This window comes from Neobacillus niacini (genome assembly GCF_023715415.1).
In the GTDB taxonomy this organism is placed as follows: Bacteria; Bacillota; Bacilli; order Bacillales; family Cytobacillaceae; genus Neobacillus; species Neobacillus niacini_C.
On sequence record NZ_JAMBOB010000003.1, the window covers coordinates 237,619 to 259,966 of the forward strand.

20 protein-coding genes are annotated in these 22,348 nt (G+C 39.5%); all 20 read left to right on the forward strand.

The window, feature by feature from the left end:
• Nucleotides 1-5: 5 nt before the first annotated feature.
• The 20 genes from M3189_RS07730 to M3189_RS07825 all read left to right on the forward strand — a co-directional run bounded on the left by M3189_RS07730 (nt 6) and on the right by M3189_RS07825 (nt 22,303).
• A complete protein-coding gene (locus tag M3189_RS07730; RefSeq protein WP_251633247.1) occupies nt 6-1,037 on the forward strand; it encodes a zinc-dependent alcohol dehydrogenase in 1,032 nt (343 codons plus the stop codon).
• 53 nt (nt 1,038-1,090) lie between these two features.
• Nucleotides 1,091-2,209, forward strand: a complete 1,119-nt coding sequence (dctP, locus tag M3189_RS07735; protein WP_251633248.1) for a TRAP transporter substrate-binding protein DctP — start codon at nt 1,091-1,093, stop codon at nt 2,207-2,209.
• Between the two features lie 131 nt (nt 2,210-2,340).
• A complete protein-coding gene (locus M3189_RS07740; protein WP_251633249.1) occupies nt 2,341-3,558 on the forward strand; it encodes an acyl-CoA dehydrogenase family protein in 1,218 nt (405 codons plus the stop codon).
• Nucleotides 3,559-3,589: 31 nt separating this feature from the next.
• Nucleotides 3,590-4,363: an SDR family oxidoreductase gene (locus tag M3189_RS07745; RefSeq protein ID WP_251633250.1), complete on the forward strand. Its 774-nt coding sequence runs from the start codon at nt 3,590-3,592 to the stop codon at nt 4,361-4,363.
• A 30-nt stretch (nt 4,364-4,393) separates the two neighbouring features.
• On the forward strand, nt 4,394-5,146 hold the full coding sequence (locus tag M3189_RS07750; RefSeq protein ID WP_251633251.1) for an SDR family NAD(P)-dependent oxidoreductase: 753 nt from the start codon (nt 4,394-4,396) through the stop codon (nt 5,144-5,146).
• Nucleotides 5,147-5,193: 47 nt separating this feature from the next.
• Entirely contained in the window at nt 5,194-6,282 is a 1,089-nt protein-coding gene (locus M3189_RS07755; protein WP_251633252.1) for a phosphotransferase family protein, read from the forward strand.
• Nucleotides 6,283-7,035 carry a 2-phosphosulfolactate phosphatase gene (locus tag M3189_RS07760; RefSeq protein WP_251633253.1) on the forward strand — a complete coding sequence of 251 codons (753 nt, stop codon included), beginning with the start codon at nt 6,283-6,285 and terminating at the stop codon, nt 7,033-7,035.
• 30 nt (nt 7,036-7,065) lie between these two features.
• Entirely contained in the window at nt 7,066-7,848 is a 783-nt protein-coding gene (locus M3189_RS07765; RefSeq protein WP_251633254.1) for an enoyl-CoA hydratase/isomerase family protein, read from the forward strand.
• A gap of 283 nt (nt 7,849-8,131) precedes the next feature.
• A complete protein-coding gene (locus M3189_RS07770) occupies nt 8,132-9,220 on the forward strand; it encodes a zinc-binding dehydrogenase (protein WP_251633255.1) in 1,089 nt (362 codons plus the stop codon).
• A gap of 63 nt (nt 9,221-9,283) precedes the next feature.
• A complete protein-coding gene (locus M3189_RS07775) occupies nt 9,284-10,129 on the forward strand; it encodes a crotonase/enoyl-CoA hydratase family protein (protein WP_251633256.1) in 846 nt (281 codons plus the stop codon).
• A gap of 44 nt (nt 10,130-10,173) precedes the next feature.
• Nucleotides 10,174-10,386, forward strand: a complete 213-nt coding sequence (locus tag M3189_RS07780) for an acetyl-CoA carboxylase biotin carboxyl carrier protein subunit (RefSeq protein WP_251633257.1) — start codon at nt 10,174-10,176, stop codon at nt 10,384-10,386.
• 205 nt (nt 10,387-10,591) lie between these two features.
• Nucleotides 10,592-11,899, forward strand: a complete 1,308-nt coding sequence (locus tag M3189_RS07785) for a TRAP transporter large permease (protein WP_251633258.1) — start codon at nt 10,592-10,594, stop codon at nt 11,897-11,899.
• A 30-nt stretch (nt 11,900-11,929) separates the two neighbouring features.
• Nucleotides 11,930-12,469, forward strand: coding sequence for a TRAP transporter small permease (locus tag M3189_RS07790; RefSeq protein WP_251633259.1), 540 nt, complete (start codon nt 11,930-11,932; stop codon nt 12,467-12,469).
• A gap of 123 nt (nt 12,470-12,592) precedes the next feature.
• The gene (locus M3189_RS07795; protein ID WP_251633260.1) at nt 12,593-14,302 is read left to right on the forward strand and encodes an AMP-binding protein; all 1,710 of its coding nucleotides are present in this window, start codon (nt 12,593-12,595) and stop codon (nt 14,300-14,302) included.
• 30 nt (nt 14,303-14,332) lie between these two features.
• On the forward strand, nt 14,333-15,889 hold the full coding sequence (locus M3189_RS07800) for an acyl-CoA carboxylase subunit beta (RefSeq protein ID WP_251633262.1): 1,557 nt from the start codon (nt 14,333-14,335) through the stop codon (nt 15,887-15,889).
• Nucleotides 15,890-15,923: 34 nt separating this feature from the next.
• Entirely contained in the window at nt 15,924-17,657 is a 1,734-nt protein-coding gene (locus M3189_RS07805) for a class I adenylate-forming enzyme family protein (protein WP_251633263.1), read from the forward strand.
• A gap of 94 nt (nt 17,658-17,751) precedes the next feature.
• Nucleotides 17,752-18,168, forward strand: a complete 417-nt coding sequence (locus M3189_RS07810) for a Zn-ribbon domain-containing OB-fold protein (protein WP_251633264.1) — start codon at nt 17,752-17,754, stop codon at nt 18,166-18,168.
• Between the two features lies 1 nt (nt 18,169).
• The gene (locus tag M3189_RS07815) at nt 18,170-19,315 is read left to right on the forward strand and encodes an acetyl-CoA acetyltransferase (protein WP_251633265.1); all 1,146 of its coding nucleotides are present in this window, start codon (nt 18,170-18,172) and stop codon (nt 19,313-19,315) included.
• A gap of 50 nt (nt 19,316-19,365) precedes the next feature.
• Nucleotides 19,366-20,901 carry an acyl-CoA carboxylase subunit beta gene (locus M3189_RS07820; RefSeq protein ID WP_251633266.1) on the forward strand — a complete coding sequence of 512 codons (1,536 nt, stop codon included), beginning with the start codon at nt 19,366-19,368 and terminating at the stop codon, nt 20,899-20,901.
• Between the two features lie 43 nt (nt 20,902-20,944).
• Nucleotides 20,945-22,303 (forward strand): acetyl-CoA carboxylase biotin carboxylase subunit, encoded by a 1,359-nt coding sequence (locus tag M3189_RS07825; protein ID WP_251633267.1) that lies wholly within the window; start codon nt 20,945-20,947, stop codon nt 22,301-22,303.
• Nucleotides 22,304-22,348: the final 45 nt, after the last annotated feature.

Consider the following 22,348-nt stretch of genomic DNA (forward strand, 5'->3'; position numbering starts at 1 on the left):
TCGGAATGAAAGCAATCGTGAAGACAGGTAAGCAGTATGGAAGTGTACAAGTAATAGAGGTACCTAAACCATCCATTAATGATGATGAGGTGCTAGTAAGAATTCGAAATGCTTCAATTTGCGGATCCGATTTACACTGTTACCAATTTTCTCCAAGTCACCAATTTATTGAAACACCTGTCATTATGGGGCATGAAAGTTCAGGAGAAATCGTAGAAGTTGGCTCAGATGTTAATGGTTATCGTCCTGGTGATCGAGTGGTAATTGAAATTATGGATTGGTGTAATCAATGTGAACCATGCTTGAAGGGGAAAACCAATATATGCAACCAAGGAAAGGTACGAGGTATGCATTTCGATGGATTTTTTGCTGAGTATGCAGCTGTAAAGATTCAGCATCTTCATAAAATTCCAGACCATCTTACTTTTGAACAGGCATGTCTCGTTGAACCAACCTCTATCCTTTGCCGGTCACTCCTATTACGAGGTGATATAAACGAAGGAGAGCTTGTTTTAGTAACGGGGCCAGGTCCTATAGGATTAATTGCGGCACAGGTCGTACGAGCGATAGGTGCAGAAGCAATTATTACGGGAACAAATGCTGATGAACAATCTAGACTGCCAATCGCCAGAGAACTTGGATTCACAACCATTAATATTGAAACAGAAGAAATAAAGGAAATACTTCAGAAAGTTTATCAAAAAAGCAGTGTAGATGCTGTTGTCGAGTGTTCGGGTGCTGCGTCTGTTGTACAAACGGCATTGGAAATCACCTCAAAAGGCGGCTCGATTCATCTCATTGGACTATTTGGAAAACCACTAATCGAAACGAACCTATCCCTTGCCATTAGGAAAGAAATTACCATTCATACCAGTTATGCCTCTGGCTGGGAGGATTTCGAAAGTGCTATTCAACTTATTTCAAAAGGCGCTGTAAATCCTGAAAAATTGGTTTCTCTGTATCCAGTTGATCAGGCGGTTGAAGCATTTGAAGATGCCATCAGCAAAAAAGTAGTAAAACCTATGTTTCAATTTTAAAATACAGTATTTTATTACAAATAAATTTTTAAAAACAAAAGGGGGAAAATGTGATGAAAAAAAGGTTAGTTAATCTTGGTATGTTTCTTTTAATACTTGTTGTATTGGCTGGATGTGCCAGCGAAGGTTCTTCCTCGACAAAATCAGATGGTGATGTCCTTACCTTACGTTTAAACAATTCAAATAATGGTACAGACTTGCACTCCAATGCTTTCACAGCGAAATGGGTAAAACAAGTAGAAGAAAAATCCGGCGGTAAAGTGAAATTTGAAGTATTCGCCAACCAAGAACTCGTTCCATTGGGTGAAGAAGTAAACTCATTATCTTCTGGCACGATTGATATCGCAGGGCCATTTTTACCGACCTATCAGCCAGACCAATTTCCTTTATCAGATGTAACGATGCTGCCATTACTTAAGTCAGATACTGCAATTGCGCAAAAAGCACATGCTGATTTACTTTCAAGTGATGTAGAACTTCAAGATGGAAAAACATTTGCTGAACTAGAATACGGTAAACACGGTTTAGTTGTACTGCCAGGTATGCCGACACCTGAATACACATTAGGAACTGTTAAGGATAAAGAACTTAAAACAGCTGCAGACTTTAAAAATATTGCCTTACGAGCTGGTGGACGTGCACATGAAATTTTTGTTAAGGAACTTGGTGCTGAACCTGTATCTATGACTTGGAGTGATGAATTCGAAGCTTTAAGCAGAGGTGCGTTAGATGGAAATGTTCGTTCTGTTGGAGATTATGAGCCATATGGCTTTGATGAAATTATTACAAACTCTGTAACCGGCATCGCTATTGGACATTTCCCATTAATTTGGGCTATGTCTGAAGAAGGCTGGAAAAAGGTGCCTGAAGATATTCAGAAAATCATGAAAGAAGTAGCTTACGACTTATCCTATGAAAGTACAGAAAAAGTTGATTTCAATTTACAAGCTGTAGAAAATGCAAAGAAAAAAGGCGTTAAATTTATCGATTATAGTGAAATGGATGCTTCTGCACAAGAATTAATTAAGAAGGCATCTGTTAATACATGGAAAACATGGATTGATGCAAAAGAAAAAGAAGGCCTTCCAGGATTAGAAACAGCAAAACTTTGGAGAGACCTAGTAGTTAAAAACGGCGGAAGCGTTCCTGAAGAGATTATGAATCTAAAATAAAATAGCTATTCCTGATTGTTTATTTAAAGAAATTTATTTTATCTCCCTGGTCCCGCTACTTTTCTAGTAGTTTGTTTTAAAACATACCAGGGAGATTTATCTTATTACGATTTTAATAGAGGAGTGAGAATATGAATTTTGAATACAGTGATAAAGTCAAAGCGCTGCAAGAGAAGGTAACAGCCTTCATGGAGGAAGTAGTCTATCCAAATGAGGAAATCTACCATAATCAGTTAAATGAAGGGAAGACACGCTGGCAATCTCCTCCTATTATGGAAGAAATGAAAAAGAAGGCGAAGGATGCGGGGCTGTGGAATTTATTTTTACCTGAAAGTGAATATGGTGCAGGGTTAACGAATCTTGAATATGCACCGCTTGCTGAAATTATGGGACGCTCTGCGATTGGTTCTGAAGTATTTAATTGCAGTGCTCCAGATACAGGCAATATGGAGGTACTTGTCCGTTATGGAACACAGGAACAAAAAGAAAAATGGCTGATGCCGCTGTTAAACGGAGAAATTCGTTCCTGTTTCTCAATGACAGAGCCAGATGTAGGCTCATCAGATGCAACAAATATCAGTTTAAGTATTGTTAGAAATGGTGACGAGTTTGTCATTAATGGCACAAAATGGTGGTCATCCGGTGCCAATGATCCTCGTTGTAAAGTTGCGATTGTCATGGGGAAAACAGATCCTAATGCAGCAAGACACGAGCAGCAATCACAAATTCTAGTTCCGCTGGATACAAAGGGAGTTAACATTAAACGTCATTTACCAGTATTCGGTTATGATGATGCTCCACACGGACATGCAGAAATCGAATTCAATAACGTTCGTGTTCCTGCTTCCAACATTATTTGGGAAGAAGGAAAAGGCTTTGCTATTGCGCAGGGGCGGTTAGGACCTGGAAGAATTCATCATTGTATGCGCACAATTGGTGCAGCAGAGAGGGCACTCGAATTATTGATAGACCGTGTTCAAAATAGAGTCACATTCGGCAAGCGTTTGAGTGATCAAGGGGTCATTCGTGAATGGATTGCGGACTCAAGAATTGAAATTGAACAAGCAAGATTATTAACGTTGAAAGCAGCATATATGATGGATACGGTTGGTAACAAGGTAGCTAGAAAAGAAATCGCCATGATTAAAGTAATTGCCCCTAATATGGCACTAAAAGTTATTGACCGGGCAATACAGGCATTCGGTGCCGCTGGTGTCAGTGCAGATACACCATTAGCTAATATGTATGCTGGTATTCGTACACTGCGATTAGCAGACGGACCTGATGAGGTTCATCGCAATGCTATCGCAAAACTAGAGTTAAAAGCTCGGCAAGGTGCTTCGAGCTAATTTAGATGCATGTTTGAAAGGAGGATATGCTTTGAAAATTAATGAGTTGTTTGATTTGAAGGGTAAAACTGCAATTGTTACTGGCGGCGGAAGAGGTCTTGGCCAGTACATATCTGAAACTTTCGCAGAAGCAGGCGCAAATGTTGTGCTATGTTCGAGAAGAGCTAAAGCCTGTGAAGAGGTAAGTGAGAGGATTAAGAAACAAGGTGTTGGTTCACTTGCGCTAGAATGCGACGTTACCAATCAAGAAGATGTGCAGCGTGTTGTCGACGAAACCCTTAATCAATTCGGACAGATAGATATTCTAGTTAACAATAGCGGGGCCACATGGGGGGCGCCATTTCTAGAGATGCCGATTGATAAATGGGATAAGGTAATGGATGTGAATGTAAAAGGGACCTTTCTATTTTCCCAGGCAGTGGGAAGGCATATGATAGAACGCAAGCAAGGAAAGATTATCAATCTCGCATCTGTGGCCGGATTAATCGGAGAGGAAGAAGGTGTGATGGACACCATTGGGTACAATGCAAGTAAGGGTGCCGTGATATCCTTTACAAGAGATCTTGGTGTAAAACTTGCAAAATATAATATTCAAGTTAATGCAATCGCACCTGGATGGTTTCCTACCAAAATGTCCAACGGTCTCATAAGTGCCCATGGAGAAAAAATTCTCGAGAAAACTCCTGCCAAGCGATTTGGAACGGATAATGATATTAAAGGACTTGCGCTTTTCCTTGCAACAAGTGCTTCAGATTATATTGTCGGTCAAACCATTGTAGTAGATGGCGGACAAACTTCAACATAATATAGAAAATAGAAGAAATTGGGTGGAGAAATGCGGTTAGAAAATAAGAAGATAATCATTACAGGCGGAGGAAGCGGGATTGGAAGAGCTGCGGCTCTTCGCTTTTCTCGTGAAGGAGCCGATATGGTAATAGCTGATATTAATCTAGATTCGGGAGAAGAAACTGTTCATTTGGTAGAGAAAAATGGTGGAAATGCTGTATTCCATCATACAGATGTTACCATTCCCGAAGAAGTAGAGCAGCTCGTAAATAGAACGGTATCCCTTTATGGGACATTAGACGTGATGATCAATAATGCCGGAATTACACAAAAGGAAAATAAAATCCACAATGTGCCCATTCATGAATGGAAAAAAGTAGTTGATGTATGTTTAGACGGTGTATTTTACGGAATGAAATATGCTATACCTGTGATGATGAAAAACGGAAGTGGTTCTATTATCAACACTTCAAGTGTTGCTGGAATTAAAGGGCAAAAATTACTCGGAGCTTATACCGCTGCAAAAAGCGGTGTAATTGCTATTACAAAAAGTACAGCACTTGAGTACGGCAAATATAATATCCGGGTAAATGCCATCGCACCGGGAATTATTGACACCGAAATCGTTTCTGAATGGAGAAATGCAGAAAAATGGCCGTTAATGTCAACTGCAAACGCATTAAGACGAATCGGGCAGCCGGAAGAGGTAGCGAATGCATGTCTTTTTTTAGCATCAGATGAAGCCTCTTTCGTAACAGGTACCACCCTTGTTGTTGATGGAGGTACACTTCTAGGTAAATAAATGATCTAATCGCTTGAACAATATCTTCAATTTTTTGGAGGGAGATTATGAAGAATAATCACACACGATGGATTGATACCATTCCAATAAGAAAAGGTGAAGAATTAAATATTACTGTCCTGGAAGATTTCTTAGCAGAAAATATTCCAGGTCTTGGTCCTGAACCATTGAAGGTGGATCAATTTCCATCTGGAGCGTCCAATCTTACATACCGTCTGCAAAAGGGTAAGTGGGAAGCCGTTCTTCGCCGTCCTCCGCTGGGACCTGTTGCTCCAAAGGCGCATGATATGGGACGAGAATTTAAGATTTTACAGGCTGTTCATCCTCATTTCCCGCTCGCGCCAGAACCGATGTTATTTTCAGATAACTTAGAAATAGTTGGAAGTCCTTTTGTAATTCTTGAGAGGAAACATGGTATTGTACTCGATCGAACATTTCCAGAACATATAATACCAACCAAAGAATTGTGCAGAAATATTTCAGTTAAAATGATAGAAACTCTTGTTTCCTTACATTCAATTGATTATAAGGAAACAGCATTAACAAGTATGGTGAAGCCTGAAGGATTTCTGACCAGGCAGGTGAAAGGCTGGATTGAGCGATATGAGCGGGCAAAAACAGATAAAATCGACGGTGTTGATAACCTGATGAATTGGCTTCAAGCTAATATTCCTAACACACTCGAATCCACTATTATTCATTATGATTTTAAGTTGAATAATACGATGTTTGAACATAACTTAAAAGAAATTGTCGGGTTGTTTGATTGGGAAATGACCACAGTAGGAGATCCGCTTTGTGATTTAGCCGGTATGTTTGTTTATTGGATTGAAGCAGCTGATTCAGATGAATTTCATGATCAGTCCCATTCCAAAATCACAACAATGGCCGGCTTTATGACCCATAATGAATTAGTTGAAGCGTATTCTGTGAAAAGTGGAAGAGATATTGCCCATTTTAATTTTTATTTAACTCTTGCTTTTTTTAAGAATGCTGTGATTACGCAACAAATCTATTACCGTTACAAACTAGGACAAACAAAGGATGAAAGATTTGCTTCCTTTAATAAACATACCGAATATTATTTCAAGAAAGCGATGAAAGCGATGTCAAATTCTAATTATAGGAGTCTATAAATGCAGCGCATTGATTTGGTTTTACGTAAAGAAGACATAAATGTCCAAACAATTCCAAACAAAATCGCCGTTGTCTTTGATGTTTTACTGGCTACTTCCACAGTAGCATCAATGCTTCACAGTGGAGCCAAAGAGGTATTTCCAGTCTATTATTTTGAGGAAGCCTTAAGAATAGCTGCTGAACTGGATAATGATAATTATGTTTTAGTAGGCGAAGACCTTGGAAAGCCAATCGAAGGGTTTTTATACCCTTTTCCTGTTCGATTAAAAGAGAAAGTAAAGGGTAAAACAGTCATTTTTTCGACCACAAATGGTACGGTGGCATTGAAAAAAGCTTCATCTGCGCGTGAAGTTTATGCTGGCTCAATGTTGAACCAAAGGGCACTGGCCAATTATTTAGTAGATAAATATGACAATGAGCCGATTTTACTAGTTTGTTCGGGTTCAGCGGGAAGATTTAATCTTGAGGATTTTTTTGGAGCTGGTTCGTTTTTAAATGCTTTACTAGACGCAGGAGCAAATCGGGGGTTGGAATGGGATTTATCCGATGCAGCTCTCGCAGCACTATACTTCTATAAAGGTAATAAAGAAAACGATAAAGAAGTACTGCAAAGAACTAGAATTGGAAAAAAACTTATACTTGAAGGCTATCGTGATGAAGTCTTATATACATTAAACCAAAATGCCTGCCCTGTTATCCCGCATCTTGAGGGGAGTACGATTAGGCCGGCTGAGTCAATATTACAAGAATAAGTGATTCTATTAGAGAAACGAGGGAAAGTTATGGAGGAGAACAAACATTTATTAGTAGATATTCAAGATGGAGTCATGAAGCTGACTTTAAATCGTCCAGACTCATTGAATGCATTAAGTGATGAAATGATTAAAGGACTAACAGAAACCTTTCATCATGCCAGGAATAATCCGGCAGTTCGTGTTATTACCATTCAGGGTGCCGGCAGAGCTTTTTGTGCTGGGGGTGATATTAAAGGGATGGGGAAAAATACACCATCTGGGACACACGAATTTTTAGGCAGAGTAAATGAAGCCATTTTAGCGGTTCGGAATGTTGAAAAGCCGGTCATAGCAGTTGTTCATGGCTATGCAGCAGGAGTAGGCTTTAGTCTTGCAATGGCTTGTGATTTAATTGTGGCGACAGAAGACAGCAAATTTATTATGAGTTTTGCTAAGATTGGACTTATTGTCGACGGTGGCGGCTCATATTTTCTGCCGCGATTAGTTGGAGCGCAGCGTGCCAAAGAATTACTATTTACTGGGGAGCCAATTACGGCGGCAACAGCCTATAATTGGGGAATTGTCAACCGGGTTTATAATACAAGTGACTTTTCTGAAAAAGCGGGCCAATTTATTAGCCAATTTGTGGATGGGCCAGGAAAGTCCTATGAAATGACAAAAAAATTGGTAAACCAATCCTTCACCTCTGACTTAAATCAAATGCTTGAATTGGAAAGGGTAACCCAGTCGGTAATGGAGCAAACCAGTGATTTTCATGAAGGAATTGAAGCATTTAAAGAAAAGCGCAAGCCTAATTTTGAGGGCAACTAGCATTTTGCGTTTTTGCAATTCCTTTGCAAAAACGCAAGTGCTGAATTAACCAGGGTTAGAATGCAGTTTAGCAATTAATTTCTGACTATTTAAACAATTGTATTGCGAAAATGCAATGCAATTGTTTTTTAACAAAGAATGCAAATCAGATAGATGACTGCCTGTTCAACTGTACCCTTTGATTTTAAGGTATTATTCTGTGCAAAGAGTGCTTAGGCCGAAAGTTGGCATGAATATTGCATATATATTAATATAGAAATTATTCTTTAAAGGAGGAAATGAGATGAATGGTACGGTTGCGTACATGACTAAACCAGAACATTTAGAGTATCAAAAGTATGAATTACCAATCCCTGAACCGGGTGCAGTACTAGTGAAAGTAAAGAGAACGAATGTATGCGGGTCTGAGCTGCATATATGGCAGGGTCACCATCCATCTCTTAAAAGTGCAATTTTGGGTCATGAAATGATAGGTGAAGTATATGCCCTAGGAGAAGGCGTAGAAACGGATTATTCAGGTAAACCATTGAAAATAGGCGACCGGATTGTTTCAGCTTATTTTTTAACCTGTAAAAAATGCAGCTACTGTCAAGAGGGGCAGTTTAACCTTTGTGAAAATGCTTATAAATATTGGGTAAAGTCCCCGACGGAAGCCCCGCATTTTCATGGCACCTTTGCAACGCATTATTACATTCATCCCGACCAATATTTTTATAAGGTACCTGATAATGTTCCGGATGTTGTTGCTGCCAGTGCTAACTGTGCATTATCTCAAGTTTATTTTGGAATTGAACTGGCAAATCTTCAATACGGGCAATCGATTGTGATTCAAGGTGCAGGTGGGCTTGGTTTATACGCCGCTAGTATTGCCAAAGAAAAAGGTGCAACTGTAATCATAGTGGATGGGATAAAGAGTCGTTTACAGCAAGCTGAGGGATTTGGTGCAGATCATCTCATCGATATGAATGAATTTGACACTACAGAAAAACGTTCAAAAGTGGTCCGTGATTTAACAAAAGGCAATGGGGCGGATGTAGGGTTAGAAGTTGCAGGTGTACCTGCGGCCTTTTCAGAAGGAATCCAGTTAATTCGAACAGGTGGAAAATATGTAACCGTCGGAAACGTTTCTCCTGGAAAATACGTGGACTTTGATCCAGGATTACTAACTCGAAAGGCGATTGAAATTATTCCTATCGTTCGCTACAATCCGTGGTATTTGCGAAAGTCACTAGAATTTCTTTCAGCTAATGTAGAAAAATACCCATTCCATAAAATGCTCGATGCGGAGTTTACATTAGATCAAATTAATGATGCGCTAAATCAATCCTCAAAACGCAAAGTAACTCGTGCTTCCATTGTCATTACACCTTAATAATTTACGAGTTTAATAGTATTCCAAACTGATTAAATTAATGATATAAAAAGGAGATTAATAATGTTTGAAACAATAAAAGTTGATATTACTAATCAGATTATGACAATAACGTTACATCGTCCAGACCGGTTAAATGCTTTTAATTCACAAATGCTGCAGGACCTTTTCCAGGCATTTGATCAAGCTGATGAGGATGATAATGTAAGGGTTATCATCATGACTGGTGAGGGAAGAGCATACTGTGCTGGCGCAGATTTAGGAAAAGGCGGCGATACTTTCAGAGATGACAGCCCTCCAGGAGAACACCGGGATGAAGGCGGTTTGTTGTCACTCAGAATCTATGAACTTAAAAAACCTATTATAGCTGCCATCAATGGACCAGCTGTTGGAGTAGGAGTAACCATGACACTGCCGATGGATATCCGCATCGCTTCAATAAATGCAAAAATGGGATTTGTATTTGCTAGAAGAGGAATCATTCCTGAAGCATGCAGCGGCTGGTTCCTCCCGCGTGCGGTAGGTATTAGTCAAGCCATTGAATGGGTAAGTACTGGCCGCATTTTTAAGGCTGAGGAAGCTTTAGAAAAGGGGCTCGTAAGCCGCGTTGTTTCTCCAGAAGACTTATTGCCAACTGCCAGAAAAATTGCTGCTGAAATTGCAGAAAATACTTCCGCTATTTCTGTTGCATTAGCTAGACAGTTGATGTGGCGTATGCTGGGAGCTGAACATCCGGTTGAATCTCATAAAGTAGAATCTAAGATCATGCATTGGATTGGCCAGCAGGCTGATGCAAAAGAGGGTGTTACATCCTTTCTTGAAAAGCGGGAAGCTAATTTTAAGATGAAGGTAAGCACGGATTTACCGGGATTTTATCCATGGTGGGAGAAAAAAGAGAGTAAAGTATAACATTTTTTATTCATTATGTTGAAAGAATTAGGGGGCGAAAGTTAATGAAAGAAATTACATCTATTATGACAGGGAACGTATGGAAAGTTCTCGTAAATGTAGGCGATAAAATTGAAGCCGATCAAGAGGTTGTAATCTTGGAATCTATGAAAATGGAAATTCCAATTGAGGCAGAGGAAAGTGGAACCATCACAGAAATCAAAGTGAATGAAGGAGATTTTGTAAACGAAGGCGATGTTATTCTGACAATAGAATAATTGGAAAAAATAATAATAATAATACTATATAATTTTCCACCTCCTTAGATTTGAACATTGACATGAAAGAAAAATAGTGAAAAAATATTATAAATTATCTTAATATTATTAATATTAAAACAAAGGGTAAAAGTCTATTTGAAAGCGTTTACCCTTGCAATCCCAGAGTATTAGAAAATTATATAAGCTATGAGGAGGTCTTTGTGTGACAGTAGGAACTATATTTCTGATTGTATTTGCGTTAATGCTGGTATTCCTAGTAGCAGGGATGTATATCCATTCCGTCCTTCTTGCAGCTGGGATTATCGGATTAGTTTTGATGGAAGGACCCGCATATATTACCGGCTTTCTGCAATCAGATCCGTTTATTCGGACGGTCAGCTATTCCCTATCGACCGTTCCATTGTTTGTGATAATGGCACAATTTATCGTGCGTTCTGGAATCGTAGAGGACCTCTATAATCTTGTATACAATTTTTCAAAAGGCAGGTCCAGTATTCTCGGTATCTTAACTGTAATAGCAGGAGGATTGATGGGAGCGGTTTCTGGTTCCTCAAACGCCTCTGCTGGTGCTATGGGACAGGTGGCGGTGCCTCAATTAATGAAACGGGGATATTCTGAAGGAATTGCGGGAGCTACGGTTGCCGCTGCAGGATCGCTGTCGAGTGTAATTCCTCCCAGTATTGTTCTCATTTTATGGGGAGTAGCTACAGAAACACCAATCGGACAGCTGTTTATCGGTTCATTGGTGCCTGGAATAATTATGATGTTCGTTATTATCATCATAATGCTGATTAACTTGAAAACAGCCAATAAGGGTCAGGAAGTAAGACTAGTAAAATTTGAAAGAGAAGATGTACCTAAAACCAGGGCTATTAGTGCGCTGATTCTAATCGCTTTAGTAGCTATTATCGTCTTCTATGGAATTTACGCAGGAATTTTTACTCCGACTGAGGCGGGAGCTGTAGGGGCTTTTGTCAGCTTTGTTGTAGCACTTATCCTCCGCCGGGTGAATTTGAATTTCCTTGTAACATCATTTAGTGAAACGGTTAAACTTACCTCCATGATTATGATGATTATGATTGGTGCACAAATATTTGGAAGGTTTGTTTCTATTACATTACTGCCTAGAAGACTGATAGAAGCTTTAAGTTCGTTGATGGAGTACCCAGTTTTAATCCTTATTATTCTTAGCGTTATCTATTTTGTCTTATTTATGCTTATTGAAGGTGCAGCTGTAATCGTAATGACTGCACCGGTGGTCTTACCATTAATCCTCCAAATGGGAACAGATAAATTATGGTTTGGTGTTTTGGTCGGAATCTTATGTACGATTGGCTTACTTACACCTCCTGTTGGATTGAGTGTATATTCTGTATCAGGGGTTACTGGAATTAAGAGCGAAAAGATATTTAAATATGCCATGCCGATGGCTATTTATCTAACCATTGTTATCGTTACCTTGATCATTATTTTTCCAGGTCTGATCACCTACCTGCCAGGTCAAATGTAAATTATTTTTTAGGAAAAGGGGGAGGTTACATTGTCACAACCGATAATCCGTGGGTATGGGGTATTTCAAAAGATAAAATGGGTTGGAATGATGATAAGTGGTCTTACTGTCTTTGTTATGATGTTTTACACCACTTTAGATGTAGCACTTCGTAATATTTTTGGATCCTCGGGCCTTTATGCATATGAGGTTTCTCAAAATTACTTTATGCCAATGACCGTATTTCCTGCCTTAGCATTTGCATTTGCTGCAGGAATGATGCCAAGAATTGAATTTGTTGTTGTGAAGTTTAATGAAAGATTTCAAAAGTTTGTAGCAATCGTGCTTATTATTATTGAGATCATTTTAATGCTGCTGCTGGCATTCTATGGTTTAGAGTATGCTGTGACTGCAGCACAGGCTGGAGAATCCTTTACTGCAGGAGGCTCTAACTATCCAATGATTTATGTCATCATGTTTGCACCGGTTGCTTTCCTTTTAGTAGCTGTAGAAATGATATTTTTATTAATAAAAAATATTAAATCTGATAAGCCTGCCTTTACTGTAATCGAACAGCAATACGACATTTAATAGTTTTTAGTGAAAATGTTCTTTTCACTAAAGAAAAAGCTGCATAAGAAAAATTTCTTAGGCAGCTTTACATAAAAATATTAACATTTTAATCTTTCATACTTATTTTAGGAGGGATACAAGATGGATGAAAGTAAATATTTAGAAAAGCTGCATTTCCTTTGGAATGAAAATCGTCCTGTAGATTTACCGAAAGAAGCCTACTACCCTTTCGGTGAGGTGCTGGTAACAGAATATTTAAGCAAAAGGGCAGAGCTAACCCCTGACAAACCATGTCTTATCTATTATGGAAAAGAAATAACTTTTGCTGAACTCGATGATTTAAGCAATCGTTTTGCTTCCTTCCTTATTGATAGAGGGGTGCAGAAAGGTGATAGAGTAGCGATATTTCTAGCAAATTGCCCACAATTTCACATTGCTTTTTACGGACTGTTAAAGATTGGCTGTGTTCATGTTCCAGTAAATCCAATGTTTAAGTATGAAGAGCTTTTGTATGAATTACAGGATACAGATGCGAAAGTTATCGTAACAAGTGACTTACTAAATCCTTTGGTGCAACAGGTTAAAGGGAATACAAACATCCAGGAGGTTATTACTACCAGCCTCTCAGACTGTTTACCTCACAATCCTACCATTCCTGTTCACCCTATGTATCTTGAACCAAAACAAGCTTGTTCTGAAACAGTGGATATGGTCAAGATGTTAAAGGAACAGAGTCCAGTTTACCCGAAGGTAGAAGTTACCCTTGATGATATTGCAGCCCTTAATTATACAGGTGGAACAACAGGTATGCCAAAAGGCTGTGTACATACACAGAGGGACATGTTATTCACTACGGCATCCGCTTGTACGTATGTCTTCCGATTAACTGATAAAGATGTTGGCTTGGCATATTGGCCGTCATTTTGGATTGCCGGCGAAATATTGTGTCTGCTGAACCCGATTATTTCCGGGGCTACTCATGTATTATTTGGAAGATGGGATCCTGAAGCCTTCCTAAAAACAATTGAGAAATATAAGGTTACGTTTATCAACGGCGGTGTAGATAATTTTGCAGAGCTAATGAAGATACCAACTATCCATGAATATGATTTAAGTTCTATAGAGAAAACAACCGCTACGTCTTTGTCCAAAAAGCTGGATGTTAATTATCGAGATAGCTGGAAAACATTAACGGGCAGTGTCATGGTGGAAGCGACCTGGGGTATGACAGAGACAAATACGTACGATACGTATACCACTTCAATGCAGGCAGATAATTTTGATTTAAACAGCCGTCCGGTGTTTGTTGGATTGCCTATTCCAGGGACAGAGTTTAAAATAGCAGACTTCGAAACAGGAGAATTACTGCCTCTCGGTAAAGAAGGAGAGCTCATGGTGCGGACGCCATCACTCTTTAAATCGTATTGGAATAAGCCTGAAGCAACCGCAAAGGCAATTGAAAATGGCTGGTTTCATACAGGAGATATGGCAATGATTAATGAGCATGGCTATATTCACTTCCTAGGCAGAAATAAAGAAATGTTAAAAGTGAATGGAATGAGTGTTTTCCCTCCAGAAGTGGAGGTTATCCTGTCAAGACACCCGGCAGTGGAGGCAAATGGCATTGTAGGCATGGCAGATGAGAATAAGGGTGAAATTCCGGTAGCTTTTGTAGTAATCAATAAAGACTATAAAGGCAAAATTACTGAAAGAGAAATAGAACAATGGTGTAAAAATAATATGGCAACCTACAAGGTTCCAGTGGTACGAATTGTAGATAATCTCCCAATGACGGCAACAGGTAAAGTAATTAAGGTAGAGTTAGAGAAGCTGTTACCAAGCTATCATTAATAGAGTGAATTGAAAGGAGGCAATAACATTATGTCATGGGAAGAAGAAATAAAAGAACTCAGATACCGTGAAGAGCTGGCCAAAAAAATGGGCGGTGAGGAGAGAGTCGCCCGCCACCGAAAGCAAGGGAAATTAACCGTCCGTGAAAGGGTGGAAAAACTATTAGATGAAGGTAGCTTTCATGAAACAGGTGCCATTGCAGGGAATGCAAAATACGATGAAACTGGTGAATTAGTTGAATTTACACCGGCCAATTTTGTAGCAGGGACTGGCCGAATCAATGGACAAAAAGTGGTCGTTGGTGCCGATGATTTTACCGTTCGAGGCGGAGCCATGGACGGAGCAGTTACAGGTAAACAGATCTATGCAGAATTAATGGCCAAAGAATTGCAGCTACCTATGATTAGATTAGTAGATGGAACCGGTGGCGGGGGAAGTGTGAAACTACTTGCCGACCACGGATATACCTATATCCCTGTTAATCCGTCATGGGATCATGTTGTGGATAATCTTAGCAGAGTACCAGTGGTGGCTGCATGTCTAGGTTCAGTGGCTGGACTTGGAGCAGCAAGAGTAGCAGCATCACATTTTTCTGTGATGGTTGAAGATATCTCTCAATTATTTGTTGCGGGTCCATTAATTGTTGAACATGGAATGGGACAAAAATTAACAAAAGAGGAACTAGGTGGAACTCAAGTACATGCCACTAGCGGTGCTGTAGATAATATTGCTAAATCTGAAGAAGATGCTTTCCAGCAAATTAGAGCTTTCCTATCCTATCTGCCGAGTAATGTTTGGAAGTTACCACCAATAAAAGAATCATCAGATGACCGTAATCGAAGGGAAGAGGATTTAATATCGGTTATTCCAAGAAATAGACGAAAGCTGTATAAAATCCGTAATATATTAGCGATGATTTTTGACAAAGATTCTATTTTTGAAATGGGACGGTCTTTTGGAAGCTCGATGATTACTTCCTTCGCCAGACTTGATGGTTATCCGGTTGGTGTTATCGCGCCAGATGTTTATAAGAATGCTGGGGCAATGACGGCTGAGAGCTCAGAAAAAATCAGGCGTTTTGTAGATTTGTGCCAAACCTTCCATTTACCTATTGTAAATCTAGTGGATAACCCTGGGTTAGAAGTAGGGCTAAATGCAGAGAAAAAGGCAACCATCCGTAAAGGAGTTAACGCTATCACTGCGATTTACCAAGCCACTGTTCCGATGATGGAGATCATTATCAGGAGAGTATTTGGTGTTGGAGGAGCAGGTATGACCAATGGTCATGGTCTAAATTTACGCTATGCCTGGCCATCTGGAGTATGGGGATCCCTTCCAGTTGAAGGTGGTCTAGAAGTGGCTTATAAAAGAGATTTGGAAGCGAGTTCAGATCCTGAGGCATTAAGGCAGCAGATTTTACAGCAGCTGCAAAGTGTTACATCACCCTTCCGGACTGCTGAAAAATTTGGTGTAGAAGAAATAATTGATCCAAGGGATACCAGGCCGCTTTTGTGCGAGTGGGTCAAGGATGCCTACGAGGTGATACAGCACCAATTAGGTATATCTCATAATAAATATCGTCCTTAATAATTGATAAATTATTGCAAAGGAGTAAATTTGCATGAATGATGTTACTGGGGTTATCCGTGAAATAGGGAAGGAAGAACAGATTGTTGTCAGAATGCTGGAGCATTGGGCAGAAGAAACCGGAGATAAAGCTTTTTTCTATTACGGTGAGGATGAAGTGAGTAATACCTACCATGAATTTAATGCTTTAACCAATATGGTAGGACGTAGCTTACAATCCTTGGGATTGAAAAAAGGTGACCGAGTTTCAGTCTTTATGAAAAACTCTTATATTTGTTCACTTGCTATGTTTGGTATTTGGAAAGCAGGGGGAGTATATGCTCCAATAAATTTTAACTATAAGGGTAAAACTCTTTCCTATTTAATAAACGATACAAATCCGACAGTTCTCATGATAGAGAGTGAGCTGCTGCCGCTTTATTATCAGATAAAAGAAAATATCAATAATACTCAGTTAAAGATTGTCGTATACCAGCCTAAACCAGGTGACCACGATTATAATTCTGAAATGGAAAGCGTTAATTTGATTAATAATGAGATTGCGTTTGAAGATTTACTGAGTGGAGACTCATCCAATTTATCTACAACCCTGAATTATTCGGATACTGCCAATATCATCTATACTTCAGGGACCACAGGTATGCCAAAAGGGGTTGTACAATCACATCGCTGGATGTATGCCTATGGTTTTTTCTTTGGAAAAATATTAAATCAAGAGGACGTCGTGTACAATGATTTGCCGCTTTATCATGTAGGCGGAGCATTTTTTAATATAACTAGAGCTGTTTATGCCGGCTGTGGTGTTGCATGCTGGGATAAATTTAGTTCTTCACAGTTTTGGGAACGAATCAACCAAAGCCAGTCAACAAGTGCTGTGTTAGTGGGTGTCATGCACTCATGGTTGATGAATGCGGAACCGAGTGCATTTGATAATTGCAATACTCTCAATAAAGTCCATACTCAGCCATTGCCTTCCTATCATCATGAAATGGCGAAAAGGTTTGGTTTCGATTTTATTATGGCTGGTTTTGGCCAAACAGAGTCTGGATTTGCAATCTGCGGATTAATACAGGAACTTACGGAAGAAAATGGATCACCATCCGAATATTATAGGGGATATTCAAGGGAAGAAATCGTCAATATTTCTCGTAATTTAGGAGTCCAAGTTCACAAGGGCACAGATAGTTTTAATAAAGGCTATTTGGGGCAGCCGGGTGGTTTTATGGAAGCTGCGATACTAAATGAAAATGATGAAGAATGTCTTCCAAATGAAATTGGAGAACTAGCATATCGGCCATTGATGCCAAACCTTATCCTGTCCGAATATTTCGGCAAACAAGAGGCAACACTTAAGGCGTTTAAGAACTTATGGTTTCACACAGGTGATTCAGCCTATAAAGATGAAAATGGAGTCTATTATTTTGTCGACCGACAAGGCAGTGTTATGAAAGTGAAAGGTGAAAAGTTTTCTTCCTTCTTAGTTGAAGATATTTTGTTTGAACACCCAAGTATTGAAATGAGCGCTGCATTCCCAATCCCGGCTGAAGCTGGCGATGAGGATGAAATAGTCGTTTATATAGTAGTGAAAAATGGAAAACAGTTAAATGAAAAGGAATTGTCCCCTTGGATTCAAGCCAATATGCCAAAGTATATGTGGCCGAAATATATTCGATTTGTTGATGATATTCCTAAAACACTGACAAATAAAATCCAAAAATTTAAGCTAAAAGAAAGTATTTTAAAAGAATTAAAGTCTATTCCACAGTAAATAATAGTTTGCGCTTAATTTTCGGATTATTTAAAACTATAATAAGATTATGAAAACTATTGATCATTAATAGATAAGAGAGGTGCGTCTTCCCATGACCTATAACAAACCCCTGCCGAATCCAAAAGGAATATCAGAAACCTATTGGAAAGGTCTTAAAGAAAAAAAATTACTCATCCAAGTTTGTAATCACTGTCAGGAGCAGATTTTTTATCCACGGATACTCTGTCCGAATTGCGGCGATGAAGATATAGAGTTTAAAGAACATACGGGAGAAGGAGAAATTTACAGCTATACGGTTCTACATAAAAGTATAGTCAAAGGATTCTCCGAAGAAACACCATATACATTGGCACTTGTAAAGTTAGATGGCGGCAATGCCAAAATGATGACCAATATTGTCGGATGCAGCCCTGATACAGTAGAAATAGGGATGCGAGTCAGCGTTGTCTTTACAGATGTTACAGATGAATTTACCTTACCACATTTTATACCTGTTGGAGGACAATAACATGAGTATCTTTAATGATGTTGCAATTGTGGCGGTTGCTGAGTCAGATTTAGGTATTGTGCCCCACCTGAACTCAGCTGATCTAATGGCTCAAGCATCCATTCGTGCCTTAAAAGAAGCAGGGTTATCCAAGCATGATGTTGATGGCTTATTTTCAACTTCGGCTCATTACTCCATGCCAACTCTGACTCTTGCTGAGTATATGGGAATTACCCCTAAATACATGGATGCAACAAGCATAGGCGGTTCATCCTTTGTCTCACTTGTGGCTCATGCTGCACAGGCAATCTCAAATGGATTATGTGAGGTTGCATTAATTGCATACGGCAGTACACAGCGAACGGATGGCGGTGGTTTGGCTAATATATCGGAACCATTCAATCATGAAGCACCTTATGGTAATTTTGATCCGATTAGCTCCTACGCTCTTGTTGCCCAGCGGCATATGTATGAATTTGGTACTACTAGAAACCAATTATCAGAAGTAGCCGTTGCTGCACGTAAGTGGGCTTCCATGAATAGTAAAGCTTTTAAAAGAGAGCCGCTGACGCTGGATGATGTTTCAAACTCAACGTTAATATCTACTCCACTGACAAAATTGGATTGCTGTTTAATTACCGATGGCGGAGCTGCTTTAGTTCTAACAACGAAGGAAAAAGCCAAATCCTTAAACAAAGAACCTATTTATATCTGGGGGTATGGTGAATCGACCACACACCGCAGTATTGTCTCTATGCCAAATTTAGTTGAGACAGCTGCAAAACTTTCCGGCCTTTCAGCTTATGAAATGGCGGGAGTGGGTCCTTCTGATATCGATGTGGTTCAACTCTATGACGCCTTTTCAATTAATGTAATATTATTTTTAGAAGATTTAGGGTTCTGTCCGAAGGGTGAAGGTGGTTCATTTGTAGCAAATGGTGCGATTGCACCTGGTGGAAGACTGCCAGTGAACACGAATGGAGGCGGCCTATCGTATTGTCACCCAGGAATGTATGGTCTTTTTACGGTTATCGAAGGGGTCCGTCAACTGCGAAAAGAGTGTGGTGAAAGGCAGATTGATAACTGTCGAATTGCACTTGCCAATGGTAATGGGGGAGTGCTATCAAGTCAGGTAACAATGATCCTGAGTAATGAAGCAGGGGCTTAAGTAATCTAAGAACCTCTATTAATATTCTATTTTTGTAAGGAGTAGAAGCTATGCATGAATTAATACGGGATTTAGAATTCCGAAAAGGGAAAGCACTTCAAATGGGCGGCCAAGAAAAGATTGATAGACAGCATAGTATAGGAAGGTTAACTGCAAGAGAAAGAATTGATACATTAGTAGATTACGATAGTTTTTTTGAGCTTGGTATGTTAAACCATTCTGACATGCCTGGAAAAGAAGAAGGCAGTCCTGGTGATGGTATTATAGCAGGACTTGGCAAGGTCAATGGAAGACACATTGCCGTGTTAGCAATGGATAAGACCGTTTTTGCCGGGACAGAAGGAAATACGAGCTGGAGAAAATCCGAACTCATTCATGAATATGCCCTCAAAAGAAAGTTGCCTATTTTCCATCTCGGTGAAGGCGGGGGACTGCGGATGCCTGACAATATGGGGTCTGCAGGCATTAGTAAAAAAATCATGCCGCAATATCTCTTAAACCATAATCGCCAAGTTCCATTTTTTACGAGTATTCTAGGTGAAAGCTATGGGTGGTCAACGTGGATGGCTGCTACCTCCGATTTAGTGGTACAAACGAAAGGCACATGTATGGCGGTTGCGGGGCCAAGGATGCTGGAAATTGCTACCGGTGAAAAAATTAGTTCCGAAGAATTGGGTGGATGGAAGATTCATGCTGAGCAAACTGGTCAAGTAGACTTGTTTGGAGAGAATGACGAGGATTCTATTTCAATAATGAAAAATGTTTTTGAATTTTTTCCTTCTAATCCCACAGAGGAGCCTCCAATCAAAAATACCCATGATGATCCTTACCGAATAGTTGAGGAAGTCTTGGATATCGTACCCATGAAACGTACCCGTGCTTATGATATGAAAAAGCTGATTAAGGTACTAGTAGATAATGGAAACTTTACTGAAATAAAACCCTTCTATGGGAGAGCGTTAATTACTGGCTTTGCGCATCTAAATGGAAGAGTAGTTGGAATTATGGCGAATCAGCCGCTGCGAAATGCTGGGGCTTCGGGGCCGGATGAGGCAGATAAGGCCACTGAATTTATTTGTCTTTGTGATTCATGGAATATCCCAATGATTTTCCTCCATGATATACCTGGATTTTTTGTAGGAAGTCAGGCTGAAAAACAAAAAATGCCGACAAAAATTATGGTATGGAATCAAGCGCTGGCTAAATCAACAGTTCCAAAGATTTCTGTGGTCATTCGAAAAAGTATTGGAGCAGCTTATGGAAATATGTGCGGCCCTCAAATGGGAGGGGACTTTGTGTTTGCTTGGCCAACAGCTGAGATTAACTTTACCGGTGCTGAGGTAGGAATTAATGTTGTTTATGGCCGACGATTGATGGAGGCTGATGATCCAGTCAGCGAGAGAAAAGAACTATTAAAAGTTTGGGAAAATGATAGTTCACCATATCAAGCAGCTGGTAAGCATCTCGTTGATGATATTATTGATCCACGTGATACAAGAAAAGTACTTTCAAAAGCAATGGAATTTGCCTGCAGTAATGGATCTATTAGTCAAAGAATTCTTGCCAATTGGCCAACAGGATTTTAATTTTAGACTCATAATCAAATTCAATTATGGAGGAAAATACACCATGTTCAAAAAAATACTAGTGTCTAACCGTGGGGAGATTGCAGCTAGAGTGATAAGAACATGTAAAAAACTAGGAATCCAAACGGTTGCCGTCTTTTCTGAGGCAGATAAGGATGCGCCATTTGTAAAACTAGCAGATGAAGCCTATTTATTAGGCGGATCCCGGGTAAATGAAAGTTATTTAAATGTAGATAAAATCATCGCAATTGCTAAAGAATCGAACGCTGAGGCGGTTCACCCCGGGTATGGTTTACTTTCCGAAAACGAACAATTTGCACGAAAATGTGAATTGGAAGGAATAAAATTTATCGGACCTTCACCGGATATCATTGCAAAAATGGGGAGTAAAATAGAATCTAGAAAATTAATGGTGGATGCAGGGGTACCTGTTGTACCTGGTATATCTTATCCATTAAAGGATGCAGATCAAGCCATAGAAGTTGCCGGGGCTCTCGGTTATCCAGTTATGCTGAAGGCATCTGCAGGCGGTGGTGGAATAGGCATGCAGATTGTCCGTAATGATAAGGAGCTATCAAAGGCATTTGCAGGCAACCAAAAGCGAGCCGTTGATTTCTTTGGAGATGGTGCAATGTTTATGGAGAAGTTTATTGAAAATCCACGACACATTGAAATCCAAGTACTAGCAGATGAACATGGAAATACAGTCTACCTCTGGGAACGTGAATGCTCTATTCAAAGGCGCCATCAAAAGGTAGTGGAAGAAGCACCTTCTGCATTTTTAGATGAGGAAACACGAAAAAAAATGGGTGAAACGGCTGTTAATGCTGCAAAATCACTTGGGTATACAAATGCAGGGACAATTGAGTTTTTGGTAGATGGCGAAAAGAACTTCTATTTTCTAGAAATGAATACAAGGTTACAGGTGGAACATCCTGTAACCGAAGAAATTACTGGCCTTGACCTCGTTCATGAACAATTAAAGATAGCAATTGGACAGGTGTTATCTTTTAAACAGGACGATGTTGAACGTAACGGTCATGCGATTGAGGTTCGGATTTACGCAGAGGATCCAAAGACATTTTTCCCTTCGCCAGGACCGATAAAAACACTCACTATTCCAAAAGGAGAAGGAATACGTCATGAATTAGGTGTTGAAACAGGAAGCGTAGTAACACCATTTTATGATCCCATGATTGCAAAATTGATTATTCATTCGGAGACACGTGAAGAGGCAATCCACGATTTGATAAATGCACTAAAATCTTATACCGTTGAAGGGATAAAAACAAACATCCCAATGCTGATTCAGGTATTAGAACATGAGGAATTTAAAAATGGGAATACGACTACAAAATTTGTTGAGAACTATATACAGTCGAAGAAAGTAAAAAACCTCTAGCAACATGGTTTTGACCCATATTGAAGTAAAAGGATGTGCAGGAAA